The organism is Nonomuraea sp. NPDC048826 (genome assembly GCF_043198225.1).
Lineage (GTDB): Bacteria > Actinomycetota > Actinomycetes > Streptosporangiales > Streptosporangiaceae > Nonomuraea.
Genome location: NZ_JBICUQ010000013.1, coordinates 58702 through 83588, shown reverse-complemented (window position 1 = coordinate 83588; position 24887 = coordinate 58702). Strand labels below are relative to the sequence as shown.

General features: G+C 71.1%; 26 protein-coding genes and 1 tRNA gene. 18 read left to right on the top strand and 9 right to left on the bottom strand.

The features are described from left to right. Positions 1 to 13: 13 nt before the first annotated feature. Positions 14 to 2023 (top strand): sensor histidine kinase, encoded by a 2010-nt coding sequence (locus ACGFI7_RS38390; RefSeq protein ID WP_393413604.1) that lies wholly within the window; start codon positions 14 to 16, stop codon positions 2021 to 2023. 3 nt (positions 2024 to 2026) lie between these two features. Here ACGFI7_RS38390 and ACGFI7_RS38385 read toward each other — a convergent pair whose 3' ends face one another. After that, positions 2027 to 2347: a DMT family transporter gene (locus ACGFI7_RS38385; RefSeq protein WP_393413602.1), complete on the bottom strand. Its 321-nt coding sequence runs from the start codon at positions 2345 to 2347 to the stop codon at positions 2027 to 2029. Positions 2348 to 2367: 20 nt separating this feature from the next. Next, positions 2368 to 2709, bottom strand: coding sequence for a DMT family transporter (locus ACGFI7_RS38380; protein WP_393413600.1), 342 nt, complete (start codon positions 2707 to 2709; stop codon positions 2368 to 2370). 89 nt (positions 2710 to 2798) lie between these two features. Here ACGFI7_RS38380 and ACGFI7_RS38375 point away from each other — a divergent pair, with 89 nt between their 5' ends. Next, the gene (locus tag ACGFI7_RS38375) at positions 2799 to 3215 is read left to right on the top strand and encodes a MarR family winged helix-turn-helix transcriptional regulator (protein WP_393413598.1); all 417 of its coding nucleotides are present in this window, start codon (positions 2799 to 2801) and stop codon (positions 3213 to 3215) included. Here ACGFI7_RS38375 and ACGFI7_RS38370 read toward each other — a convergent pair. Next, positions 3212 to 3367, bottom strand: coding sequence for a DUF6203 family protein (locus ACGFI7_RS38370; RefSeq protein ID WP_393413596.1), 156 nt, complete (start codon positions 3365 to 3367; stop codon positions 3212 to 3214). The genes ACGFI7_RS38375 and ACGFI7_RS38370 overlap by 4 nt on opposite strands. 88 nt (positions 3368 to 3455) lie before the next feature. Between ACGFI7_RS38370 and ACGFI7_RS38365 the strand changes: the two genes are divergently transcribed. Next, the gene (locus tag ACGFI7_RS38365; protein WP_393413594.1) at positions 3456 to 3950 is read left to right on the top strand and encodes a hypothetical protein; all 495 of its coding nucleotides are present in this window, start codon (positions 3456 to 3458) and stop codon (positions 3948 to 3950) included. A gap of 71 nt (positions 3951 to 4021) precedes the next feature. Here the strand turns inward: ACGFI7_RS38365 and ACGFI7_RS38360 are convergent, their stop codons facing one another. Continuing rightward, positions 4022 to 4552 (bottom strand): hypothetical protein, encoded by a 531-nt coding sequence (locus ACGFI7_RS38360; RefSeq protein ID WP_393413592.1) that lies wholly within the window; start codon positions 4550 to 4552, stop codon positions 4022 to 4024. 140 nt (positions 4553 to 4692) lie between these two features. On the opposite strand from ACGFI7_RS38360, the gene ACGFI7_RS38355 reads away from it, so the two are divergent. Next, complete coding sequence (locus tag ACGFI7_RS38355) at positions 4693 to 6507, top strand: ABC transporter ATP-binding protein (protein WP_393413590.1); 1815 nt, start codon at positions 4693 to 4695, stop codon at positions 6505 to 6507. Then, a complete protein-coding gene (locus ACGFI7_RS38350; RefSeq protein ID WP_393413588.1) occupies positions 6507 to 8330 on the top strand; it encodes an ABC transporter ATP-binding protein in 1824 nt (607 codons plus the stop codon). Before ACGFI7_RS38355 ends, ACGFI7_RS38350 begins: the two co-directional genes overlap by 1 nt. A gap of 149 nt (positions 8331 to 8479) precedes the next feature. Here the strand turns inward: ACGFI7_RS38350 and ACGFI7_RS38345 are convergent, their stop codons facing one another. Next, a complete protein-coding gene (locus ACGFI7_RS38345; RefSeq protein ID WP_393413586.1) occupies positions 8480 to 8998 on the bottom strand; it encodes a hemerythrin domain-containing protein in 519 nt (172 codons plus the stop codon). A 133-nt stretch (positions 8999 to 9131) separates the two neighbouring features. On the opposite strand from ACGFI7_RS38345, the gene ACGFI7_RS38340 reads away from it, so the two are divergent. Continuing rightward, positions 9132 to 10508 (top strand): alpha/beta hydrolase family protein, encoded by a 1377-nt coding sequence (locus ACGFI7_RS38340; protein WP_393413585.1) that lies wholly within the window; start codon positions 9132 to 9134, stop codon positions 10506 to 10508. Positions 10509 to 10512: 4 nt separating this feature from the next. Here the strand turns inward: ACGFI7_RS38340 and ACGFI7_RS38335 are convergent, their stop codons facing one another. The 3 genes from ACGFI7_RS38335 to ACGFI7_RS38325 form a co-directional block, all read right to left on the bottom strand. Continuing rightward, complete coding sequence (locus ACGFI7_RS38335) at positions 10513 to 10953, bottom strand: hypothetical protein (RefSeq protein WP_393413583.1); 441 nt, start codon at positions 10951 to 10953, stop codon at positions 10513 to 10515. Between the two features lie 10 nt (positions 10954 to 10963). Then, positions 10964 to 12046, bottom strand: coding sequence for a DUF6745 domain-containing protein (locus ACGFI7_RS38330; RefSeq protein ID WP_393413581.1), 1083 nt, complete (start codon positions 12044 to 12046; stop codon positions 10964 to 10966). Between the two features lie 64 nt (positions 12047 to 12110). Continuing rightward, positions 12111 to 13439 (bottom strand): MFS transporter, encoded by a 1329-nt coding sequence (locus ACGFI7_RS38325; protein ID WP_393413579.1) that lies wholly within the window; start codon positions 13437 to 13439, stop codon positions 12111 to 12113. Positions 13440 to 13552: 113 nt separating this feature from the next. On the opposite strand from ACGFI7_RS38325, the gene ACGFI7_RS38320 reads away from it, so the two are divergent. The 8 genes from ACGFI7_RS38320 to ACGFI7_RS38285 all read left to right on the top strand — a co-directional run bounded on the left by ACGFI7_RS38320 (position 13553) and on the right by ACGFI7_RS38285 (position 21417). Beyond that, complete coding sequence (locus ACGFI7_RS38320; protein ID WP_393413577.1) at positions 13553 to 14095, top strand: LGFP repeat-containing protein; 543 nt, start codon at positions 13553 to 13555, stop codon at positions 14093 to 14095. Between the two features lie 67 nt (positions 14096 to 14162). Further along, a complete protein-coding gene (locus ACGFI7_RS38315) occupies positions 14163 to 14864 on the top strand; it encodes a ThuA domain-containing protein (protein WP_393413575.1) in 702 nt (233 codons plus the stop codon). Between the two features lie 214 nt (positions 14865 to 15078). Beyond that, on the top strand, positions 15079 to 16047 hold the full coding sequence (locus ACGFI7_RS38310) for an ABC transporter permease (RefSeq protein WP_393413573.1): 969 nt from the start codon (positions 15079 to 15081) through the stop codon (positions 16045 to 16047). 11 nt (positions 16048 to 16058) lie between these two features. Then, positions 16059 to 16907, top strand: coding sequence for an ABC transporter permease (locus ACGFI7_RS38305; RefSeq protein WP_393413571.1), 849 nt, complete (start codon positions 16059 to 16061; stop codon positions 16905 to 16907). Positions 16908 to 16947: 40 nt separating this feature from the next. Further along, complete coding sequence (locus tag ACGFI7_RS38300) at positions 16948 to 18534, top strand: ABC transporter substrate-binding protein (protein ID WP_393413569.1); 1587 nt, start codon at positions 16948 to 16950, stop codon at positions 18532 to 18534. Further along, positions 18534 to 19484 carry an ABC transporter ATP-binding protein gene (locus ACGFI7_RS38295; RefSeq protein WP_393413567.1) on the top strand — a complete coding sequence of 317 codons (951 nt, stop codon included), beginning with the start codon at positions 18534 to 18536 and terminating at the stop codon, positions 19482 to 19484. Before ACGFI7_RS38300 ends, ACGFI7_RS38295 begins: the two co-directional genes overlap by 1 nt. Then, complete coding sequence (locus ACGFI7_RS38290; protein WP_393413565.1) at positions 19481 to 20404, top strand: oligopeptide/dipeptide ABC transporter ATP-binding protein; 924 nt, start codon at positions 19481 to 19483, stop codon at positions 20402 to 20404. The genes ACGFI7_RS38295 and ACGFI7_RS38290 overlap by 4 nt, the downstream gene beginning before the upstream one ends. Continuing rightward, positions 20401 to 21417 (top strand): nitrilase-related carbon-nitrogen hydrolase, encoded by a 1017-nt coding sequence (locus tag ACGFI7_RS38285; protein ID WP_393413563.1) that lies wholly within the window; start codon positions 20401 to 20403, stop codon positions 21415 to 21417. Before ACGFI7_RS38290 ends, ACGFI7_RS38285 begins: the two co-directional genes overlap by 4 nt. Here the strand turns inward: ACGFI7_RS38285 and ACGFI7_RS38280 are convergent. After that, a complete protein-coding gene (locus ACGFI7_RS38280) occupies positions 21414 to 21851 on the bottom strand; it encodes a DUF1772 domain-containing protein (protein ID WP_393413561.1) in 438 nt (145 codons plus the stop codon). The two genes, ACGFI7_RS38285 and ACGFI7_RS38280, sit on opposite strands and share 4 nt — an antisense overlap. Before the next feature lie 109 nt (positions 21852 to 21960). Between ACGFI7_RS38280 and ACGFI7_RS38275 the strand changes: the two genes are divergently transcribed. The 4 genes from ACGFI7_RS38275 (at position 21961) to ACGFI7_RS38260 (ending at position 24830) form a co-directional block, all read left to right on the top strand. Then, a complete protein-coding gene (locus tag ACGFI7_RS38275) occupies positions 21961 to 22473 on the top strand; it encodes a hypothetical protein (RefSeq protein WP_393413559.1) in 513 nt (170 codons plus the stop codon). Between the two features lie 58 nt (positions 22474 to 22531). Next, a complete protein-coding gene (locus ACGFI7_RS38270) occupies positions 22532 to 22714 on the top strand; it encodes a hypothetical protein (protein WP_393413557.1) in 183 nt (60 codons plus the stop codon). 346 nt (positions 22715 to 23060) lie between these two features. Further along, a tRNA-Ser gene (locus ACGFI7_RS38265) sits at positions 23061 to 23128 on the top strand. Between the two features lie 121 nt (positions 23129 to 23249). Further along, positions 23250 to 24830, top strand: a complete 1581-nt coding sequence (locus ACGFI7_RS38260; protein ID WP_393413555.1) for a TROVE domain-containing protein — start codon at positions 23250 to 23252, stop codon at positions 24828 to 24830. Positions 24831 to 24887: the final 57 nt, after the last annotated feature.

The following is a 24887-nucleotide window of genomic DNA, read 5'->3' as shown; positions in this document are numbered from 1 at the left end:
CACAGTAACAGCCGTGCGGCTGGTGGCTGTCGCCATGGCTGTGCTGGCGCCGCTGGCCGAGATCGCCGCGCTCGTGCAGTGGGCCGGGCTGCCCGCTGACTGGACGCCTCCCACCACCGTCACCCCGCAGTCGGCCGTGGCGTTCACCTTCCCCGCGGTCGGGGCCTTCCTGATCGCGCACCGGCCGCGGCTGAACATGGCCTGGATGATGTCCGTCGGCGGTCTCGCGGCCGGGCTCAGCGACTTCTGCCACTCCCTCATGCTCCGGGTCGCCGCCGACGGGCACCTGCTGCTCTCCGGTCACCTGCGGCACGCGTACGTCCTGTTCTGGGCCATGTGCGGGATCACGCTCACCTCGCTGCTGCCGCTGTACTCGCCCGACGGGCGGCTGCCGTCACCGCGCTGGCGCTGGGCGCTCTGGCTGAGCGCCGTCTCGCTCGGCGCCGAGATGCTCCGCAACGCCACCCGCCCCGACCCGTCCCCGGCCGGCTACTGGTACCCCGAGGTCATCCCCAACCCGCTGGAGATCAGGGCGCTCGCCCCGTACCAGGAGGCCATCTTCTCGGTCGCCTGGACCGGCATCTACACGTCCATGGCGCTGGCCGCGCTCTCACTCGCGCTGCGGTTGCGGCGGGCCGACCCGGTGGGCAGGCGGCAGATCGGGTGGCCGCTGTTCGCGTTCACCGGCTACATCGTCTTCCTGCTCGTCGGGACCGCGCTGCCCGGACTCATGTGGATAGGGGTGCTGTGGGCCGGGTTCATCCCGGTCGCGGTGGCGGTCTCGGTCATGCGCTACCGGCTGTACGGGATCGACACCGTCATCAGCCGCACGTTCGTGGCCGCCGGGCTGATCGTGATGGTCAGCGCCGTCTACTTCGGCGTCGGCGCCGTGGCGAGTTTGGGCGTGTCCGGGTACGACAGGATCGCCGGGCTGGTGTCGGCCCTGTTCGCCGGGGCGTTCTTCCAGCCGTTGCGGCGCGCGTTGCAGCGGGCCGTCGACCGCATGCTCTACGGGAAGGTCGGCGACCCCGCGCTGCTGGCCGGTCGGCTCACCCAGGCGATCCGGCGCGGCGACCCCGCCGAGGCGCTGACCTCGGTCATCGGGGTGCTGCGCGACGGGCTGGCGGTCGAGGGGGTGGCCGTCGAGGTAGCGGATGGGGAGCCGCGGTACGTGGAGAACGGCCGGATCGGCGACCGGCCGCGCGAGGTGCCCCTGGTCTGGCACGGTGAGCAGGTCGGCCGCCTGTTCGTGGGCGCCCCCGGGCCGCGCCGCTTCCCGGCCGCGCACAACGAGCGGGTGCTCTCCACCCTCACCCCGTACGCGGCCGACGTCGCGCACGCCGTCCGGATGGCCGCGGACCTGCAACGTTCCAGAGAGCGCATCCTGACCACCCGCGAGGAGGAACGGCGGCGGCTCCGCCGCGACCTGCACGACGGGCTGGGGCAGAGCCTGGCCGGCATGGCCATGCTGATCAACATCGCCCGCAGCCGGCTGAAGGAGGCGCCGGACTCGGCCGACGCCCTGCTGCGCGAGCTGCGTACCGGGATGGACGCCGTCGCCGGCGACATCCGCGAGCTGGTGTACGGGCTGCGCCCGCCGGCCCTGGACGACCTGGGCCTGGCGCGGGCGGTGCGCGAGCTGGCCGACCAGGCGTCGCCGGAGGTCAAGATCGACGTTTCCGTCGAGGGGGAGCTGTCGGAGCTCCCCGCGGCCGTGGAGGTGGCCGTCTACCGCATCGTCCAGGAGGCGCTGACCAACGTGCGCCGGCACGCGCGGGCCGAGCAGGCCCGCATCTCCCTGCAGCGCGAGCCGGGGGTGCTGCGGGTGACCGTCACCGACGACGGCGCCGGCCTGCCGGAGGGCCGTCGCTCCGGCGTCGGCCTGAGCTCGATGCGCGAGCGGGCGGCCGAGCTGGGCGGGATCTGCGTGATCAGCGGGAAACCGGGGGAGGGCACCCGGGTGGAGGTCATGCTCCCTCTCCTGGCGCAGCCGGAGCCCGCCTCGCATGCCGCGCGTCCGTGACCGTCAGACGCCGGCCGCGAGCCTGAGGGTGACGACGCCCGCGATGATCGCGGCGAAGGAGATCAGCTTCGGCAGGGTGATCTTCTCCTTGTAGACGAGGGCGCCGAGTATGACCGTGCCGATGGAGCCGACGCCGGTCCAGATGGTGTAGCCGACGCCGACGTCCAGGGTCGTCAGCGCGAGGCTGAGGGTGAAGATGCCGCCCGCGGCGGCGAGCAGGGTGAAGACGGAGGGCCAGAGCTTGGTGAAGCCCTGAGTGGCGTTGGTGCCGAGGGCGAAGGCGATCTCGAAGACGATGGCGATCGCGAGGTAGATCCAGGCCATGGGAGGTTCTCCTTCGGATGTCAGGCGGTCTCGGGCTCGCGGGCGAACCGGTCGGCGAGCCTGAGCCCGAGCACGCCGCCGATGATGAGCACGAAGGCCAGCGCCTTCCAGCCGTTGATCACCTCGCCGAACAGCACCGAGCCGAGGATCACGGTGCCGACGGAGCCGATGCCGGTCCAGACCGTGTAGCCGACGCCGACGTCCAGCGACTTGAGCGCCAGGCTGAGGAAGAAGATCCCGGCCCCGGCGGCGGCCACGGTCAGCAGCGACGGCCAGAGCTGGGTGAAGCCCTCCGTGGCGTTGGTCGCGAGGGCGAAGACCACCTCGAACACCGAGGCGATCAACAAGTAGACCCAGGCCATGCGTCCTCCTTTATTTGCATGTACGTGCAAGTTTCGAACGAGCAAAAGCATGCATGTACAAGTAAGCTGGTGTCAACCCGAGGAGAGCGATGATCACCGACACCGACCTGTGGGCCCGGCTGCTCACCCTGCACGCCCACGTGGAGAGCCGCCTGGCCCAGGCGCTCCAGCGCCGGCACGGCCTCGGTCTGTCGGAGTTCCGGGCGCTCGGCTTCCTCGCCGGCGCCCCGGACGGCGAGCTGCGCATGCAGGACCTCGCCGGCCGGCTCGGACTCAACCAGAGCTCGGTCACCCGGCTGGTCGGCCGCCTCGACGCCGCCGGGCTCGCCTACCGCGACCTGTGCCCCGACGACAAACGCGGCGTCTACGCCGTGCTCAAGGACGACGGCCGCGCCCGGCTCGACGCCGCGCGCGCCACGTACGAGAAGGTGCTCACCGGGGCCCTCGACGAGGCCGCCGACCAGCACCCCGACCTGCGCGCCCTGCTCGGCGCGGTACGCGGCTAACGCCGACGGCGCCCGCCGCGCCGGTTCTGCTCCTGCTCACGCTGCCGGCGCCGCCGCCCCAGGAACCAGCCGATCCCGAGCGCCGCGAGTCCGAGAGGGGTACGGGCGAGCCATCGCGCCACCACGACTTTGAAGAAACCTTTCATGTCCATTGCCCCTGCCCTGTACGCGCCGGGTCACACGGCGTGCTTTCAGCGGTCTGTAACCGGAGTGTCAGCGGTCCTGCTTAGGATCCGCGGCATGAGCGAACCGATCGGGACGGCGCACTTCGTTCATGTGGACCTCCACGTCCACCACCGGCAGGCCTACCTCGTCGACGACCAGGCCACCGGCCCCGACGGCCTGCCCGAGGACCACCCGGCCCACCCGGTGGGCATCATCAGGGTCGAGGAGGGCTCCGCCTTCCTGATCACCGGGGTCGACAACGGCACCGTCGGGTTCATGGTGGCGGTCGCCGACCGCGACCCGGGGCCCGAGGAGGAGTTCGAGGACATCGTGGAGGTGGGGTTCCGCTCGGTGGTGGGCCGGGTGGCGCTGCACGAATGGGGCGGCCCCGCCTACGAGCTGCCGCCGCTGCCCGCCGGGCCGGGGTGGTACCGGCTCCGCTACCACGCCAGGGGCATGGACGGCCCGGTCGACGACTACCTGCTGCAGATCTGGCCGGCGGAGTCGGGCGAGCCGCGGGTGCTCAAGAGCAGCAGCGCCACCCTGCAGTACTGGCTCCACCCCGGCTGACCACCCGCCCGCCGGGACGCGGGCAGACGCTCTCGACCCCTCAGGCCGGGAGTCACCGGCGCCCGGTCGCCTCAGAGCCAGCTGGCCCTGATGCTCTCGCCGCCCTCGGCCGGGGCGTTGCCGAGCCGGCCCGCGCGCACGTCGGCCAGCGTGCGTTCCACGCAGGCGATGATCTCGGGGGTGCGCTCCCGCAACGCGGCGGCGTCCAGCGGGTACGTCTCGTCCACGTTCGCCTGCTTGAGTACGCCGTCCAGGTCCGACAGCCGCTCGGCCAGCCAGCCCAGCGGGTCGGCCGACAGCTCCCTGGCGAACACCCGCGGGCCCGGGTTCCAGTCGGTGAAGACCGGATGGTGGTGGGTCCTGTCGAAGCTGCCCGGCCGCCCCTCGACGGATTCCAGCAGGTCCACCCGCCACAGCGGGCGGCCGAGGCTGATCGGGCGGGCCGCGTAGATCGTGCCCTGCAGTTCGCCCTCGTCGAGCATCCGCAGTTCGAGCCGGACGCCGTGCTCGGGCCCCTCCTGGCCCTTGTTCGGTTCCGGGTCGACGAAGTAGAGATCGCTGACGGCCACACCGATGCGCTCGAAGCCGAAGACGTACAGCACGGAGTGCCCCTCTCTGTTGGGTGTCTCTCCGGAGTATGAGCACGCCTCACCGCCGGAGAAAAGCGTTGGGAAAGTGTCGGTCGCTGCTGATACACAAAAGGTTCTATGTCTACGCCGATCGGGGTCTGGGGGCCGTTCCCGTGAACAGCAGCAGTTCGGAGTTCTCCGTCGCCGGTCCGGCCTATGACCGGCGCGGGCCGGTGCGCTGGTTCTGGTCCCATGTGCGGAGCCATCCGCTCCACCTGACCGGGTTCCTCGGCGGGTCGCTCGTCATGGTGGTGCTCAACGCCATGGTCCCGCAGCTCACCGGCTCGGCCTTCGACGCGGTGCTGGGCGACGGGTCCGCGCTCGGCGCGATCGCGCTGCTCATGCTGGCGCTCGTGGTCGCCCGCGGGCTGTTCGACATGGTGGCGCGGCTGTCGGGCGAGGTGCTGGCCAAGCGGCTGGAGCGCGACGCCCGCGACGAGCTCTACGTGAGCCTGCTGGGCAAGAGCCAGACCTTCCACAACCGCCAGCGGGTCGGCGACCTGATGGCCAGGGCCGCCAACGACATCCGGCAGCTGTCCATCATGATCTCGCCGGGCATCGACCTGATCGTCGACTCCGGGCTGACCGGGCTGGTGCCGTTGTTCTTCATCGCCACGATCGACCCCCGGCTGCTGCTGGTGCCCGGCGTGTTCGCCGTCGTCTTCGTGCTCGCGCTCTGGCACTACATGCGCCAGCTCAACCCGGTCGCGACCCGGATGCGCGAGCAGTTCGGCGATCTCAACGCCGGGCTCAACGAGGCCGTGCGCGGCATCGAGGTCATCAAGGTGACCGCCCAGGAGGCGCAGGAGCGCCAGCGGTTCCGCGCCCGGGCCCGCCTCTACCGCGACTCGTTCGTACGCAACGGCCTGGTGCAGGCCCGCTACCTGCCCACGCTGCTGTTCGCGGCCGCCATGGCGGCCGGGCTGTGGCACGCGCTCGCGCTGCAGGCGGCGGGCCAGATCACGATCGGCGACGTGGTGGCCTTCATGGGCCTCATGGGCATGCTCGGCTTCCCCACCCAGATGTCGATCTTCACGTTCTCGCTCGTCCAGATCGGCCTCGTGGCCGCCCGCCGCATCCTGCACATCGTCAACGCCGAGACCGAGCTGGATCAGCCGGCCGACGGACACGCCGCGCCGATCACCGGCGAGATCGTCTTCGACGACGTGACGTTCGGCTACGAAGGCGGCGACCCGGTGCTGCGCGGCGTGTCGTTCACCGTGCGGCCGGGCGAGACCGTCGCCGTGGTCGGCGAGACCGGCTCGGGCAAGAGCACGCTGACCAAGCTGGTCCCGCGCATCTACGACGTCACCTCGGGCCGCGTCCTCGTCGACGGCGTCGACGTGCGCGCGTGGGACCTCGACTCGCTGCGGTCCCAGATCTCCACCATCGAGCAGGACATCGTGCTGTTCTCCCGCTCCGTCGCCGAGAACATCGCCTTCGGCCTGGGTCAGCGGGCCGGCCGCGACGACGTGGTGCGGGCGGCCGAGGACGCGCAGGCGGCCGAGTTCATCGGCGAGCTCGACGACGGCTACGACACCGTCATCGGCGAGCGCGGCGTCACCCTCTCCGGCGGCCAGCGGCAACGGCTGGCCATCGCACGGGCGCTGCTGACCGACCCGGCGATCCTCGTCCTCGACGACTCGACCAGCGCCGTCGACTCGGCCACCGAAGACCTCATCCAGCAGGCGATCGGCCGCGTGCTCGAAGGCCGCACCACGCTGCTGATCACCCACCGCCTGTCCCAGATCCGCTGGGCCGACAAGGTCCTGCTGCTCAGACGCGGCGAGCTGGTCGACTTCGGCACCCACGACGAGCTGCTCGGGCGCAGCCGCCTCTACCGCCGCATCTTCGCCCACTACGACGAGGCCCTGCCGGCCGACGACGACGCGCCGGTGCTGGCCGGCGAGCAGGGGAGGGCAGGCTGATGGGCTTCCTGATGGACGGCCTCGAGGCCGAAGACTACGACCGCAGCTACAACGACCGCGAGCTGCTGCGCCGGATCCTGTCCTACTTCCGGCCCAGGTTCGGGGCGATGGCCGTGGTCGCCGCCATGATCGTGCTGGTGTCGCTCGGGCAGGCGGCCGTGCCGCTCCTGGTGAGCTGGGGCGTCGACGCGGTCCAGGACGGCACGATCGGCGACGTCGCCTGGCCGCTCACCGGCGCGCTGCTGGTGGCCGGGTGCTTCGGCTGGGTGTTCAACTTCTTCCGGCAGTGGTTCAGCGCCCGGGTGACCGGCGACGTCGTGCTCCACCTGCGCGAGGACGCGTTCGACGCGGTGCTCCAGCGCGACCTGTCGTTCTACGACGAGACGCCGTCCGGCCGGATCGTCAGCCGGGTGACCTCCGACACCGACGACTTCGCCACCGTGTCCACGCTCACCATGGACCTGATCAGCCAGGTGCTGATGGTCGGCTTCGTCACGGTGCTGCTGTTCCTGCGCAGCGTCGAGCTGGCCCTGCTGACGCTCCTGATCGTGCCCGTGGTGGTGGGGCTGGCCCTGCTGTTCCGGCGGCTCGCCCGCGCCACCACCCGCAAGGCGCAGCGCTCGCTCAGCCGGGTCAACGCCAACCTGCAGGAGACCATGGGCGGCATCGCCGTGGCCAAGAGCTTCCGCCAGGAACGGCAGGTGTACGACGAGTTCCTGCCGATCAACCAGCAGAGCTACCGGGTGACGCTGCGCCAGGGCTTCGTCTTCTCGGCCATCTTCCCCGTGCTGTTCCTGGTGGCCGGGCTGGCCACGGTCGCCCTGGTCCAGCTCGGCGGCACGGCCGTGCTCGGCGGGCGGCTCTCGGTCGGCGACTGGTACCTGTTCCTCCAGGGCGTGGCGCTGTTCTGGTTCCCGCTGACGTCGATCGCGGCGTTCTGGTCGCAGTTCCAGCAGGGTCTGTCGGCGTCCGAGCGGGTCTTCGCGCTGATCGACGCGCCGCCCCGGGTGGTGCAGACCGGCGCGCAGCCGGTCGGCAGGCTGGCCGGGCGCATCGAGTTCCAGGGCGTCACCTTCGGCTACGACCCGGCCAGCCCGGTGCTGCGCGACTTCGACCTGCGCATCGAGGCCGGCGAGACCGTCGCGCTCGTCGGCCACACCGGCGCCGGCAAGTCCACGCTGAGCAAGCTGATCACCCGCTTCTACGAGTTCCAGGAGGGGCGGCTGCTCATCGACGGCCGTGACATCCGCGACCTCGACCTGGGCGAGTACCGCCGGCAGATCGGCGCGGTGCCGCAGGTGCCGTTCCTGTTCAGCGGCACGGTCGCCGACAACATCCGCTACCCCAGGCCCGACGCGACCGACGACGAGGTGCGGGCCGCCGCCGAGTCGGTCGGCGGCGGCGACTGGGTCGACGCCCTGCCCCAGGGCCTCGCCACCGACGTGGGCGAGCACGGCCGGGCCCTGTCGATGGGCCAGCGCCAGCTCGTCGCGCTGGCCCGGCTGCTCATCCAGGATCCGGCGATCGTGGTGCTCGACGAGGCGACGGCCAGCGTCGACCCGCTCACCGAGGCGCAGATCCAGGAGGGCCTCGACGTGGTGCTGGCCGAGCGCACCTCCATCGTCATCGCCCACCGGCTGTCCACGATCGAGCACGTCGACCGCATCATCGTGCTCGACCACGGGCGCATCGTCGAAGAGGGCGACCACACGACGCTGCTGGCCAGGGGCGGGCGCTACTGCCAGGTCTACAACACCTACTTCCGCCACCAATCCCCCCACTACCGAGCCGGCACCGGCTTCGTCCCCACAGTCCCTGCCTGAGGAGGGAAAGGGGTAGGGAGGGGGCCGGCGGGCACCGGCTTCGTCTCGACGGTCTCGGCCTGAAGGGTGGGGCACCGGGCGGGCGCCGGCTTCGCCGCCATGGCCTCCCCGGGCGGTGCCGGATTTCTCCGTCCCCTGGAGCCTGGAGCTCAGAGGGTGGTGAGGACCTCGTGGAGTTTGGTCTTGGTGGTGCCGAAGCGGCCGGTGGCGGGGGGACGGGTGGGTTCGCCTGAGGCGGGGCGGCCTCTGAGCGCGTCGAGTTCGCGTTGTCTGGCCTGTTCGAAGGTGGCGCCCAGGTCGGCCAGCTCGTCGGCGGTGAGTTTGCGGGCCAGCGTCGGGAGGATCGTCGTCTCCTCGTCGCAGAAGTGCGTCATCACCGACACGACGAGGTGGTGCAGCGCCTCGGTGAGCTCGGGCGTCCCGGCCCGGGCCCGGCGCAGCGTGTCGAGCCGGACCTCGGCCTCCTTGTGCTGGGCGAAGCCGTGGTGGGCGTTCAGGAGCGGGTAGACGACGTCCTCCTCGGCGCGGGTGTGCGCGGTGAGCAGGGCGTGCAGCGCGTGCACGGCGGGCCCGGGGTCCTTCTGGTCCAGCAGCAGGCGCTTGAACAGGACCTCGATCCGGCGGTGGTCGGCCTGGACGATGGCGATGACGTCGTTCCGCACTGTCATGGGCTCGTGGCTACCCGGGTGGCGCGCCCGCAACCGTGCCGCCCGGTGAGGGGCCCTTTCACTGTCCGCCTCGTCGGAGTATGAACGAATCACCCGCACCCCCCGACCAGCCCCGCCCCGGAGGTGACGGCCGATGCGCCGTCCGAGCCTGGTTCTCTCCGCCCTCGCTCTGACCACCGCGCTGCTCGTGCCCGGTTCGGCGGAGGCGCGCACCGACCCGCCCGCCGACCTGGCGAGCCGCACGTCCGGGGCGGCGCACCCGCGCCCGGGGGTGCCCGACGACCAGCCGCTGCCCGGTTACACCGTCGAGAACCCGCCGCTGCCGCCCGCGATCGTGCACGGCAGGCCGGCCAGGGTGCTGCAGGGGGTGCACGGGCACGCGGCCTACCAGATCGAGGTGCCGCCGCGCTGGAACGGCAGCCTGGTGATGTGGGCGCACGGTTTCCGGGGCGCCACCCGGGTGCTCACCGTGGACCCGCCCGGCTACGGGCTCCGGCAGCGGCTGCTGGACCAGGGGTACGCCTGGGCGGCCTCCTCGTACTACGCCAACGACTACGACGTGCGGGCCGGCGTGCTCAGCACCCGGGCGCTGGCCGGGCACTTCGCGCGGCTGGTCGGCAAGCCGAAGCGCACGTTCATCTCCGGGGCGTCGATGGGCGGGCACATCACGGTCCGCTCCCTGGAGCAGTACCCCGGCTTCTACGACGCCGCGCTGCCGATGTGCGGGGTGCTCGGCGACCACGAGCTGTTCGACTTCTTCCTGGACTTCCACCTGGTCGCCCAGGACCTGGCGGACGTGCCCGCGTACCCGTTCCCGGCCGACTACGCGACCTCGGCGGTGCCGGAGATCCAGGCGCGGCTGGGGCTGACCGGCCAGGACCCGGGCAACGCGCTGGGCGCCCAGCTCCGGGACATCGTGATCAACCAGGGCGGCGGTGAGCGGCCGGGCGCGGAGGCCGCGTTCGCGTACTGGAAGGACTTCCTGTTCGGGCTGGCCGGGCCGGAGCAGGGCGGCACGCTGGCGCAGGAGCCCGGCCGGGTGGGCACGAACCTCGGCACCCGCTACGCGCCCGCCTCGCCGGTGAACGTCAACGCGACCGTGCAGCGGGTGCCGCCGGCTGACCCGGTGGCCCGGTTGACCCGCGCGCTGACGGCCGTGCCCAGCGTGTCGGGCCGGATCAACGTGCCGGTGCTGTCGCTGCACGACCTGGGCGACAACTTCGTGCCGTTCTCGATGGAGCAGTACTACTGGAAGGACGTGGCCCGGCACGGCCGGTCGTCCTACCTGGTGCAGCGGGCGATCCGGGCCGTGGGCCACTGCGAGTTCAGCCCGGCCGAGGCCGGCGCCGCCTGGGACGACCTGGTCCGCTGGCAGCGCGGCGGTCCGCGGCCGGCCGGCGACGACGTGATCACGCCGTCGGTGGTGGCCGATCCGCACTACGGGTGCCGGTTCACCGACCCGTCGGCCTACGGCACCGGCACCCGCGCGCTGTTCCCCGCCTGCCCCTGACGGATCAGTCCGCCACCAGGCGGGCCCGGCGGCCCTCCAGCTCGCGCTGGCGGCGGACCACGTACGTGCCGGGCGCGCAGCCCGACGCCCCGTGCTCCGGGTGCAGCAGGTAGGCCGGGGCGGTGGTCTCGAACGCGCCGATGGCCAGCAGGTCGGAGTCGGAGACCAGCCGCGTCCACCGGCAGACGCCCGGTTCGGCGACGAGCGTGTGGGTGTTGCCGCCGGCGTCGCCGCGCAGCAGGTCGACGCCCTCCGGCGGGACGTGTGCCCACTGGTCGGCGGAGTCCGGGAGCTTGATGGACGCGGCGATGACGGCCAGCGGGATGACGATCAGGTCGCCCTGGGCCTGCAGGCCGTCGATGACGGGGATGCTGACCGACCGCTCCAGGTGGTCGAGCGCGGTCAGCCCGGTCTGTGCTTCGAGAGTGGCGAGAGTCACGTTCACGGCATTCACCTCAGGTTCGGCGGAGAAGGCTTGCGTACTGACCGGCGGACAGCCCGTAGGTCCAGCCGGCGGCGGCGATCGGGTCGTCGAGGTACCACGGCACGGTCAGCCCGTACCGGCGGCGACGCCCGTCGCGCTCGACGGATCCGTTGACGGCGAGCAGCACCCGGGTGCTCCTGCCCACCTCGTACAGCCGCAGCTCGGAGCCGGGGTTGCCGGGGTCGGGGGCGGTGCCGAGCAGCCGCAGGCCGGCCCGTTCGATGTAGGCGTCCCAGCCGAGGCGCTCGATCGCGCACCGCCGGACCTCGACGTTGCGCTCGCGTTCGATCCGCTCGGCGGCCGGATCGTCGATCACCCAGGCGGGCACCCGGGTGCCGTGCCAGAAGTGGGCGTCCCAGCCGTCGGCGTACCGCACGGCGGGGCCGTCGTCGTGGTGGAGCCGCATCTCGCCGTGCTCGCCGCACACCTCCGTGCGCAGCTCGGCCGGGCGTTCCGCGAGCACGCACACGTCTCGGCGCGGCCACCACCAGCCGCACGAGCGGGCCACCGCGGCCCACAGCCGGGCCTGCCGCTCCTGGGCCCGGCTGAACACCGCGACGCCGCCCAGCCGGCGCAGCGCGTCGTGCCGCGCCTGCCACGCGACGGCCGTGATGTCCTCGTGCCAGTTCCTGTGCCGGGTGCGGTGGTCGTGCGCGGCGTCCAGCATGCCGGCGAACCGGCGCGTGGACCACTGGAGCGGGTTGTACACCTCGGCGCGGACGACCGCGTCGAGTTCCCGGTGCGCGCTCCGCACGCCGGCGTCGATCCGGCCGCGCAGGTCCATGGCCAGGCGGGACAGGGCCCGCACCACCGGCCAGTCCTGCACCCGCTCGGGGGGCTCGTCAGGGCGCGGCCGGACGCCGGGCGGCAGGGTGGTCAGAGCGGTGACGGGCGAGGAGGCCCAGTGGAAACGCGGCGGGTCGAACCCGGCCAGGAGGTAGAGCTCCGAGATGGCGGCCTCGGCCGCCGGACGGTCGCAGGGCCGCGTCGACGACGCCAGGCCCAGCCATTCTTCGCGGATGGTCGCGGCTTCCCGCCGCAGGGGCGCGCTCACCTGTCGAGGGCGGCGTCGCCCTCCCTTCGAATGATCATGTCTGTGATGGTGACATGCCTGTGCGTCATTTGTCCACCATCGGTTCGTCGTACTCGACCGCGTAGTCGTGCCGCGAGCGGTCCTTCAGCGCGATGGCGGCGGCGACGCTGATCAGCCCGCAGATCGCCATGTAGACGGCGATGGCGAAGGACGACTGGTACGTGGCGAGCAGCCAGACGGCGATCAGCGGCGCCGGGCCGCCGGCGGTGACCGAGGCGAGCTGGTATCCGAGAGACGCGCCGCTGTAGCGCAGCCGGCCGGTGAAGCTCTCGGCGATGAACGTCGCCTGCGGGCCGTACTGGATGTCGTGGATCGGCGCCGACAGCAGGATCGCCAGGAACACCAGGGCGGGGACGCGGGTGTCGAGCAGCGGCCAGTAGACGAACGACCAGACCACCATGACCGCGGCGCCCACGATGTAGAGCCGCCTGCGGCCCACCAGGTCCGACACCCATCCCCAGAACGGCACGGTGAACAGCGACACCACGCCGGCGATCAGCACGTACCGGTAGACCTCGCCGGAGGCGAAGCCGAGCGTCCGGGTGGCGTAGCTGAGGATGAAGACGGTGAAGATGTAGAACGGCGCCTGCTGGCCGGTGCGCAGCAGCGCGCTGAGCACGATCTCCCGCCAGTTCCTGACGATGACCTCGCGCACCGGGACCCGCTCGACCTTGTTCTCCCGCAGCACCTTGGTGAAGACCGGCGTCTCCAGGATGCCGAGCCTGATGTAGAGCCCGATCGCGGCCATGACGATGCTGAGCAGGAACGGGATGCGCCAGCCCCAGTACGGGTCGAGCGGCTGGAAGGTCTGCAGCGCGAGATAGCCGAGCACGAGCCCGACCGGCACGCCGAACTGCGGCCAGCTGCCCAGGAAGCCGCGCCGCCCGCCGCGCGGGTCGCCCCACTCGGTGGCGAGCAGCACCGAGCCGCCCCATTCGCCGCCGACGCTGATGCCCTGGAGCAGGCGGAGGACGGTCAGCAGGATGCCGCCCCAGATGCCGATCTGCTCGTAGGTGGGCACCAGGCCGACGAGCGTGGTGGCGACGCCCATGGTGAGCAACGTGATGATCAGCGTGGCCTTGCGTCCGATCCGGTCGCCGTAGTGGCCGAAGATCGCCGCGCCGATCGGGCGGGCGGCGAACCCGCCGAAGTAGGTGCCGAGGGCGAGCAACAGGCCGGTGGTCTCGTCACTCGACGGGAAGTAGAGCTCGGCGAAGATCGTGCTGGCCGCGAACCCGTACAGGAAGAAGTCGTACCACTCGATCGAGGTGCCCACCGCGGAGGCGACCACCGCCCGGACCAGCTGGCGTCTGTCAGGACTGCTCGTCGCGTCGACCCGCGGTTCCTCGGCCATGTCGGGCACCTCCGTGGATAACCGTGACGGTACCTGTCAGAAGGCGACGGTCAAGTGTCCGGCAAGCGGCCGGTCGTATCACTGAAGCAACCAACCCCCCAAGGAGCGCCGCGATGAACCGCTGCCTGTCCCTCACGCTCGCCGCGGCGATCGCCGCCGCCGGAACGCTCGCCGCCGTGCCCGCGCACGCCACCGCGGCCACGGGCTGCGAGATCCAGCCGTACGGGCTCATCGGCGCCCGCTGGCAGCAGCTCGGCGGGGAGCACGGCAAGCTCGGCTGCCCCACCACGGGCGAGCGCGACATCCACCAGAACGGGGTCGGCTGGGCCGGCCGCCGCCAGACGTTCGCCAGGGGCCAGATGGCCTGGTCGCCCAAGCTGGGCGGGAACTTCGTGGTGGCCGCCTGGGCGGCGGGCGGCAACGCGTACGTCGACTGGCACCGGACGAACCGCCAGTTCGACACGTTCCTGGTCCGCTACACGAGCGCGGCCGACCCGAACGGGGTGCAGAAGGACACCGCCGGCGGCTTCCGCGGCCGGTACATCGTCAAGGCCCGGACGAACGGCGGCTACCGGTGGAACATCAAGGGCTGCGACAGCAACCTCATCGGTCCTTCCAGCTGTCAGAAGCACTGGTCGATCTCGGTGACCGGTTGAGCCGGGGGCGCGGGCGCGCGGGGATGCGACGATCGGAGAGGTCGGTCCCCGAGCGTTAGGCGCGAGCATGACGAACCGTAAGGCCCTGGTGGTGCGCGGCGGCTGGGAGGGGCACGCCCCGGTCGCCGCCACCGATCTCTTCGTCCCCTTCCTCGAAGGCCACGGCTTCGAGGTGCACCGGGCGGACTCCCCGGCGCCGTACGCGGACGCCGCGTTCATGTCCGGCGTCGACCTGATCGTGCAGTGCTACACGATGGGCACGATCGAGCCGGACGAACTGTCCGGTCTGCGGGCCGCGATCGAGGCGGGCACCGGGATGGCGGGCTGGCACGGCGGCATCGCCGACTCCTTCCGCAACTCCTCCGACTACCTTCACCTGATCGGCGGGCAGTTCGCCTGCCATCCCGGCAAGGACCCGGCCGAGCCGCACGAGAGCGCCGAGGCGCACAACTTCGTGCCGTACACGGTGAACCTGCTTCCCGAGGCGGCGGACCACCCCATCACCGCCGGCCTGGCGGACTTCGACCTCGTGACCGAGCAGTACTGGGTGCTGACCGACGCCTACATCGACGTGCTGGCCACGACCACGCAGCGGGTCCGCCCGTGGGATCCGTGGCACCGGGAGGTCACCTCGCCGGCGATCTGGACCCGGCGCTGGGGTAATGGCCGGATCTTCGTCACCACTCCTGGCCACAGTCTCGACGTGCTGCGCGACGACACCGTACGCACGATCATCGAGCGCGGCATGCTCTGGGCCGCCCGGCGGTGAGACTGCCTTCTCCGTGGGTGTGGTAGTTGTCGGAGTGCCCGGTCAAGCCCCGTGGCCTGCTCTTCTTCGATCGTGACCAGAGGTCGCGTTCGCGGAACGATGTTCCAAATCCTCTCGATAACCCCTTCCGCATGCCCGTGAAGCGTGGCTAGTATTCCGCTCACCGTAATGACAGTCCGCCACGCGAAACAGCGTCGAGCCAGAGGGGCCCGAGATGCTCCGGTACGTCGGACGCAGGGTCGCCGGTCTCGCACTGGTCCTGCTGATCGTCCTGACGCTCGTCTTCTTCATGCTCAGGGCCGCCCCGGGCGGTCCCGCCGAGGCGTACCTCGGCATGAACCCCACACCGGAGAAGGTGGCGGAAGTCGAGCACAGACTCGGCCTCGACCAGCCGATCTGGGTCCAGTACGGCACCTTCGTCGGCAACCTCCTGGTCGGCGACTTCGGCCGCTCGCTGTTCAGCGACCGCCCGGTCATCGAGATCATCGCCGAGCGGCTCCCGGTGACCCTGGAGCTCAGCCTGATCGCCTTCGTGTTCTGGGTCGCCGTCGGACTCCTGGCCGGCGCCGTCGCGGCCCGGCGGCGCGACTCGTTCCTGGACGGCTGCGTACGGGTGATCAGCGTCATCGCGCTGTCCATCCCGAGCTTCTGGCTCGCGCTCGTGCTCGTCGTGGTGTTCGGCCTCTACATCAAGGGAGTGCTGCCGTCGAGCGGCTGGGTGCCGTTCGGGGACGACCCGGTGGAGAACCTGCGCACCGTGATCCTGCCCGCGTTCGCACTCGGCCTCGGTTCCGGCGCGATCATCGCCCGTACGCTGCGCGCCTCGATGATCGACACCGCGCAGGCCGACTACGTGTCGTTCGCCCGCGCGATGGGCATGCCCGAGCGGCGCATCCTGCGCCGGATCACCGCGCGCAACGCGATCATCCCGACGGCCACCGTGATCGGGCTCATGCTCGGCGTCTTCATCAGCGGCACCGTCCTGGTGGAGAACGTCTTCAACCTGCCGGGGATCGGCCAGACCATCGTCGGCGCGTTCAAGCAGCACGACTACCCGCTGGCCATCGCCTGCACCCTGATCACCGCGACCGTGTTCCTGGTGACGAACCTGATCGTGGACCTCCTCTACTTCGTGCTCAACCCCCGGATCCGCGCCGGGTTCCTGAACGGGACGGCCCGCTGACCATGAACCGAGTGCTTCCCCGGATGTCCGCGCTGACCTGGACCGGCCTGGCCCTGCTCGGCCTGTTCCTGCTGCTGGCCGTGGCCGGGCCGCTGGTGGCCGGGTCACCGGACGCGCGCACCGGCCTGACCCTGGCCGCCCCCGGCGCCGACCACCTGTTCGGCACCGACCACCTGCAGCGCGACCTGTTCGCCCGGACGGCGGAAGGCGCCCGCGTCTCGCTGCTCGTGGCGGCGGCCGGCGTCGCCTTCGGCCTGGTCGTCGCCGTGCCCGCCGGGCTGGTGGCGGGCTACTTCGGCGGGCGCTGGCCCGACGACCTGATCATGCGCGTGCTGGAGGCGCTGCAGGCGCTGCCGCTCTTCGTCTTCGCGCTGTTCGTCATCGGCATCACCGGCACCGGCGACTCCCACTGGGGCCCGCTGACGGTGACCACGACCACCAAGGTCGTGCTGCTGCTCGGCGTCGGCTTCATCCCGTACTTCGCCCGCGTGACCCGCTCGGCCACCCTGGTCGAGGTCCAGGAGGACTACGTCGACGCGCTCCGCGCGATCGGCGTGCCCCGCTGGCGCATCATCGGCGGCGAGGTGCTGGTCAACGTGCTGCCACCGGTGCTCGTCCAGGCGTTCCTCTGGCTGGGCGTGGCGATCTTCGCCGAGAGCGCGCTGAGCTTCCTCGGCCTCGGCATCCAGCCGCCCCGGCCCAGCCTGGGCAACATCCTCGGCGACGCGACCAGCTACATGCTGCTCGGAGCGTGGTGGTACTCCATCATCCCCGGCCTGGTCATCCTCGTCGCCACCGTCGGCTTCAACCTCGCGGGCGACGGCCTCGGCGACGCGCTCGACGCGCAGGGCCGTCGCTGAACCCGCTCCACCTCCACCCCACCACCCCTGAGGAACCATTGTGAAGAGTGACCACAACAGCGAGATGATCGGCCGCCGCCGCTTCCTGGCGATGGCCGGGCTGCTCACCGCGGGCTCGCTGGCCGTGACCGCGTGCGGGACGTCCGGGACGTCCGGCACCCCCGGCACGTCGGGCACGGCCGCCTCGTCCGGCCCCAAGCCGACCAAGCTGGCCTTCGGCGTCACCTCCATCTCCGACTACCTGAACCCGCTGTACACCACCTCCAGCCGGGTTCTCTGGGTCACCGACTCGGTGACGGAGTCGCTCTACACCTACGACGCGTCGCTGAACTCCGTGCCGCTGCTCGCCGACGGCGAGCCGGAGATCTCCGAGGACGGCCTCACCTGGACCGTCAAGCTCAAGCAGGGCGTGACCTTCGCCAACGGCGACCCGCTCACCGCCGCCGACGTGGTGGCCGCGCTGAAGTTCGTCTCGGACCCCAAGTCCACCAGCGACTGGACCGTCTTCTTCGCCGGCTACCTCAAGGACGCCGAGGCCGACGGCGACCACACCGTCAAGATCAAGCTGACCACCCGGTACGGCGTGCTCCGCTCGCACCTCACCAACCTGCCGATCATCCACAAGGACTTCATCGCCAAGACCGACACCACCATGGGCACCGGCCCCTTCAAGATCGGCAAGGTCACCCAGGGCCAGTCGATCGAGCTGGAACGCAACGACTCCTACCACGGCGACAAGCCCGCGCTGGAGAACGTCGTCTTCCAGGCCGTGCCCGACCCCGCCACCCGCCTGGTCAACCTGCGCGAAGGCAAGATCCAGATCATGACCGACGTCACGCCGGAGAGCGTGGCGCTGCTCAAGCAGGACGCGCAGATCAAGGTGCACGAGGTGGACGCGAACAGCGACATCATCACCTACTTCGTGCTCAACAAGGCCCCCTTCGACAACGTCAAGGTGCGGCAGGCTCTGGCGCACGCGATGGACCGTAAGGGCGTGCGCGACGTGGCGTTCGCGGGCGCGGCCACCATCGCGCAGGGCCCCGTCGGCCCCGCCGTCGAGGGCCACGACCCGTCCCTGCAGCTGTACGGCGAGGCGCCCGACTACGAGAAGGCCAAGGCGCTGCTGGCCGAGGCCGGCGTGGCCAACCTGTCGTTCACGCTGACGATCACCAGTGACGCCATGATGAAGAACATCGGCCAGGTGCTCGTCGAGGGCTGGAAGCAGGCCGGCATCACCTGCACGCTGGAGACCCTGGACGTCGGCCCCTGGGTGAAGAAGTGGGCGTCCGGCAAGTTCGACCTCGTGATGAACAACTTCGAGAGCGGCTTCGGCGCCGGGCGCACCGCCTTCTCCCTGCTGAACGTGGCCAACTCGACCTATTACTTCAACTTCGGCTACAAGAACGAGGAGGTCGACAAGCTCCTCGCCCAGGCCTGGGGCACGAACGACGCCGCGGAGCGGGCCGAGCTGTGCAAGCAGATCAACGGGCTGCTGGCCGCCGACGCCGTCATGATCCCGCCGGTCTACCCGAAGATGCTGGTGGCGCAGCGCACCGACATCTCCGGGCTCGACGAGTCCCGCCTGGGCATCAGCCGCGTCAGCGTCCCCGGCGTCCAGTTCACCTGATGAGCGCGCTGCTGTCGGTCAAGGACCTCGGCGTCACCTTCCGTACCCGGGAGGGTGACGTGCCCGCCGTGCGCGAGGTCTCCTTCGACCTCGCGCCCGGCGAGATCCTCGGGCTGGTCGGCGAGTCCGGGTCGGGCAAGAGCACGCTGCTGACCGCCCTCACGCGGATGCTGCCGCGCAACGCGCGGGTCGACGCCGGGCATCTCGGCTTCGACGGCGCCGACCTCACCAAGCTGCGCGAGGACGGCATGCGCAAGCTGCGGGGCGACCGCATCGGGCTGATCCCGCAACGGCCCATGACCTCGCTTTCGCCGGTCACCCCCGTCGGCCGGCAGCTGCGCTGGCACCTCGACGGGCTCGACGAGGGCGGGCGGCTCAAGGAGTTGCTCACCGGCGTCGGGCTCGGCGGGGTGCTCGACAGGCTCGACGGCTACCCGTACGAGTTCTCCGGCGGGCAGCTGCAACGCCTGCTGATCGCCGTGGCGGCCATCGGCAAGCAGCCCGACCTGCTGCTCGCCGACGAGCCCACCACCACGCTGGACGCCACCGTGCAGGCCCAGGTGCTCCGGCTGCTGCTGGACCTGCGCGACAGGATCGGGTCGGCGATGATCTTCGTCAGCCACGACCTCGGCGTGATCTCTCAGGTCAGCGACCGCATCGGGGTGATGTACGCGGGACGCCTGGTCGAGCTGGCCCCGGCCGCCGAGCTGTTCGAGGCGCCGCGTCACCCGTACACGCGCGCCCTGCTCGACGCGATGCCGAGCCGGCACCGCAGGGGCGAGCCGCTGCGCACCATCCCGGGCACCGTGACCGGCGCCAACCGGCTGGCCGGCTGCCCGTTCGCGCCGCGCTGCGCGTCCGTCGTCGAGCGCTGCCACGAGGAGAACCCGGAGGTCCGTACGGTGGGAGAGTCCCTGGTGCGCTGCCACGTGGCGGAGGCGACCCGATGACCGCGGTCCGCGCCGAAGGTCTGGTCAAGCACTTCCGCACCGGCGGCGGCCGGCTGCTGCGGGCCGTCGACGGCGTCTCCTTCGAGGTGCCGCAGGGCAGGACGCTGGCCGTCATCGGCGAGTCCGGCTGCGGCAAGTCCACCATCGCCCGCATGCTCGTCCGGCTCGCCGAGCCCACCGGCGGCCGCATCCTCGTGCACGGCAGCGAGGCGGCCGACCGCCGCGCCATCCAGCTCGTGTCCCAGAACCCCTGGTCGGCGCTGAACCGGCGCAAGAGCATCGGGCACGCGCTGCACCAGCCGCTGGCCGTGCACGGGCTGCACCCCGGCCGCGCGGCCCGCGACGCCCGCGTCCGCGAGCTGCTCGACCTGGTCGGCCTCACCGAGGAGTACCTCGGCCGCAGGCCCGGCGGCGTCAGCGGCGGCGAGCTGCAGCGCGTCACCGTGGCCCGCGCGCTCGCCGTCGAGCCGAAGGTGCTCGTGCTCGACGAGCCCACCGCCAGCCTCGACGTCAGCGTCAAGGCGCTGCTCGTCAACCTGCTCCAGGACCTGCGGCAGCGCCTCGGGCTCAGCTACGTCCTCATCACCCACGAGATCGACATCGCCCGGCACCTGGCCGACGACGTCGCCGTGATGTATCTCGGCCGCTTCGTCGAGACCGGCACCGCCGAACAGGTCTTCGACGACCCGCGCCACCCCTACACCCGGGCGCTGCTCGCCGCCGTGCCCACCCCCGGCCGGCCGCCGGTGGCGCCGCTGACCGGCGAGGTCCCCTCCGCCCTGGCCCCGCCGCCCGGCTGCCGCTTCCACACCCGCTGCCCGCTCGCGACCGACGCCTGCAAGACCGTCGAGCCCGAGCTCGCACCCGCGCCGGACGGCCGCCTGGTCGCCTGCATCCACGAGGAGATCACCACCGCATGACCCAGCACACCGACGGCCTCTATCCCACCGCCGACCTGGCCAAGGACGTCTGGACCCTCGGCGTCGTCCAGTCGACCGTGAACCCCACGCCCGATCCGTCCGGCATGCGGGCCAACCTCGACCACATGCTGCACCTGATCGACAACTGCTTCCACACCCCGTTCGGCCCCCGGCCCGACCTGCTGTTCTTCCACGAGTTCCCGATCAGCGGCTGGGACAACTGGACCAAGGCCGAAGCCGAACGACGCTGCATCGAGCTGCCCGGCCCCGAGTCGGAGGCCATCTCCGCCAAGGCGCGCCAGTACGGCTGCCACATCGCCTTCGGCGCGTACGTCCGCGACCCCGACTGGCCCGGCCACGTGCTCAGCGTCACCACGCTCATCGGTCCCGACGGCGCCATCCTCGCCAAGCACTGGAAGGCCAGGAACGTCAAGGGCGTCTTCGGCGGCGTCGAACTCTTCACCACCACCGTGTACGACGTGCTGGACGAGTACGTCGAGAAGTACGGCGCCGACCAGGTCGTGCCCGTCGCTCGCACCTCGCTGGGCAACATCACCATGTCGTCCACCCAGCTGGAGCCGGAGCTCTTCCGCGCCGCCGCCATCAAGGGCGCCGAGGTCTTCCTCCGCACCGCCAGCGGCAGCTTCAACGAGATCGACGTGCGCGCCTCGGCCCTGCACAACCGGGTCTACACCGCGATCGTCAACAACTCGCTCCTGCCCCGCGACACCCCGTACTTCGAGGACACCGGCGCGGGCGGCTCGGCCGTCTACGGCCCCGACGGCAACGTGATCGCGGCGGCGGACAGCAAGTTCGAGAAGCTGGTCGTGGCCCAGATCCCCATCGCCGCCTACCGCGCCAGGCACCGCCAGCCGGACATCCACTGGGACATGTACCGGCCGATCTTCGAGGGGTACCGGAGCCGCTTCGCGCCCAACCTGTTCACCCCGTACCAGCCGGAGAGCCTGGAGGACGCCGGCCGTTACCTCAACGGCAAGTCCCGCTGGCGCTAGAGCCAGGTCAGGCCCACGCCCATCAGGGCGAGGCCGGCGAGCGACGCCACGGTCCGGACCGTGTTCCAGGCGGTCCACCGCGGCGAGTACTCCTTCCACGGCATCGTCCCCGCGTCCACGGCGTTGTTCATCGGCACGTTGACCACCGCGGTGACCAGGAAGGAGCCGACGGCACTGACCCCGGCGGCGGCGAAGAACCAGACCGCGGCCGGACCGTCGGCGAGCAGCCCCGCCACCAGCGACGCGACCGGCGCGCCGATGAACGCGATGAAGAGCCAGGGGTTGACGATCTTCTTGTTGATGCTCCGCATCACCTCCTCGGCCCGGTCGGGCGCGACGGCGTCGAGCGCCGGCATGACGGACATGGAGAACGCGTAGAAGAGGCCCGCGAGTGCGCCGTGCAGCACCAGGGCGACCAGAGGAAGAATCAGCATGTCCTCATGGTGGGCCGCCCGAGGCGGCACGGCCATCCACCGCCCGCTCAACCGCATACGCGAGCGTCTCTCCTGTGGTGGGATAGGCCGAATGGAGCGAGCGGCACGATTGGTCAGCGAGGCCTTGCTGTTCTGTTTCCTCTTCGCCCTGGTCACCGGAGGATTCCTCGCCTACCACTTCACGCCCGGCGACCACCAGGTCGTCTACGACGGCGCCTACGAGCCGTTACGGGGCGTCGGCATGAGCGCCGCCTACGAGTCGACCCTGAGACTCGGCTTCGAGGTGGAGAACGGCCTGCTCATGCGGCAACTGCACAACAAGTCCCTGGCCGTGCTCGTCCTGGGCACCGTCGTCTGGGCCGTGCTCGCCCGGCACCGGTACGCCTTCGCGGCGCTGGGCCTGTGCCTGGTCGGCGGGCTCTCCGGCTACGTCGCCGTCGACGACATGTTCAGCGGCGTCATCTCCGGCGGCGTCTGGTCGTACGTCCTGCATCTGCTGGTCGCGCTGGGCATGGGCGCCGTCCTGGTGATCGCCTCCAGGCGCGAGGCCGCCCGCGAACCCCGCACGCCCGCCCTCGTCGCCACGGCCTGCTGCCTCGCCCTGCTGCTGATCTGGCTCTGACTTCCCCTTCCAGCCAGTTCCAAGAAGATCACAAGCCGGGCCCGGTGGAATCCTCCGCATGAGAACCAACACGAAGACCGGCGCCTTCGCGCGCGCCGGCCGCCGCATCGCCGCCGTGACGGTGATCGCCGCAGCCTCCCTGTCCATCATCGCGGGTTCGGCCCAGGCCAGGCCGAAGGACGACGGCTGGTACCGCTGCTACATCGCCGACCACGGCTGGATGTGGTGCCTGGACGTCTAAAGACGTCCCAGGGCGCCCCGGCGGTCGCCGCACTGATCCGTTTCCATGGGGGGAGCGCGACGGCGACGCCCCGGCGCCAGGTTGACGAACGGGCACGACCTCTCACTCACGGGTCGTGCCCGTTTCTGTCGTCCGGCCTTTTCATCCGGCATAAATGCGGATGCGGCCCGCCGCGACGACCGGTTACCGTTGATCTCAGCTTCAGGGAGACGAATTCCCCGGTGCGCAGATTGCGGCTACTTCAAGGTTCGAACCCTTAACGGTCCCCCATGGGGGCCACCGCCCAGTTCGGTGGGCAGTGCCGCCGTCGCTTCGATCTCGGGGGAAACGACATCAGAGGGGTGCCCGGTGCGCAGGCAACGGTTACTTCGAACAGGGATCGAGTGGTTGCGGGTTCGAATCCCGCCGCCTCGGGAAACCGAGACGTAGCTCAATTCGGTAGAGCGCTGTGTACCGTCGCCGACTTCGATCTCGGGCACCCCTTTTCGCATGGCGGTTCCTCCTCGGCACGACCCGTGAAAGGAGTTGTTCCGCCATGGCCAAGTTCAACCGCAAGTTCGCGCGTACCGCGACATTCAGTCCGGTCACCACCGAGACGGTCCCGTCCGGCCGCACCCACGAGGGCGCGCCCGGATACGCCCGCGACGCCAAGAGCGAGCTCTTCCTGCTGGCCGTGTCGAACATGGTGGGCGAGACCAGCTTCTACGAGAAGGCCGGCGACCGCGACCAGCGGTTCCGCGCCCTCGTCCACCAGATCGCCGTCGAGGACCTCGACTGGCTCACCGGGTTCCTGCCCTGGCTGCGCGGCGAGGCCAACCTGCGCTCCGCGCCGATCGTCGCCGCGCTGGAGGCCGTGCGGGCGCGGCTCGCCGCCGGGCTCGACGGCGGCAACCGGCAGCTCGTCAACAGCGTGCTCCAGCGCGCGGACGAGCCCGGCGAGGCACTCGCGTACTGGATGTCCACGTACGGGCGAGCCGTGCCGAAGCCGGTCAAACGGGGCATCGCCGACGCCGTGCGGCGGCTGTACGGCGAGCGGTCCCTGGTCAAGTACGACACCGACGCGCGGGGATTCCGGTTCGGCGACGTGCTGGACCTGGTCCACCCGACGCCGGACCCGGCCAAGCCGTGGCAGGGCGACCTGTTCCGGCACGCGCTGGACCGCCGGCACGACCGCGACAATCCCGTACCCGACACGCTGCGGCTGCTGCGCGCCCGCGCCGAACTGCTCGCCCTGCCCGTGGCCGAGCGGCGCGGCGTGCTCGGCGACCCGGCGCGGCTGACGGCGGCGGGCATGACGTGGGAGGCGCTCGCCGGCTGGCTCCAGGGGCCGATGGACGCGGGCGCCTGGGCCGCCGTGATCCCGTCGATGGGCTATATGGCGTCGCTTCGCAACTTGAAGAACCTCGACCAGGCCGGCATCCCCGACGAGCTCGCCGGGCGAGTCGCCGCCAAGCTCACCGACCCGGCCGAGGTGGCGCGGTCGCGGCAGCTTCCGTTCCGGTTCTACTCGGCCTACCTGGCGGCGCCGTCGCTGCGGTGGGGCCAGGCGCTGGAGCGGGCGCTGACGCTCGCGACGGCCAACGTCCCGGCGTTCCCCGGCCGCACGCTGGTCCTGGTCGACACCTCGGCGTCCATGACCGGCGGATCGGTCTCGGCCCGCTCCACGGTCACGCCCGCGCAGGCGGCGGCGCTGTTCGGGGTCATCCTGGCGGCGCGCGGCGACCAGGTCGACCTGCACGGGTTCGCCGACGGCGTGTTCCGCCACCAGGTGCAGCGCGGCGCGTCCGTGCTCAAGGAGGTCGAGCGGTTCTGCGCCAGGAACGGCGAGGTCGGCCACGGCACCCAGATCGCCACGTCCGTACGGTCCACCTACCGCGGCCACGACCGGGTCGTCATCCTGTCGGACATGCAGACGATGAACGGCTGGGGCGGCGACGTCTCCGGCTCGGCGCCCGCCCACGTCCCCATCTACGGCTACAACCTCCAGGGCTACAAGCACGCCGCGATGCCCACGGGCAAGGCGAACCGCCACGAGTTCGGCGGCTTCTCCGACGCGGCGTTCCGCATGATCCCCCTCCTGGAGGCGGGCACCTCGGCCACCTGGCCTTGGCTGTGACCAGGGGAGGAGCGTGGCCGGAAACGGGCTGATCCGCTGGGGGAGAGGCGCACAGCC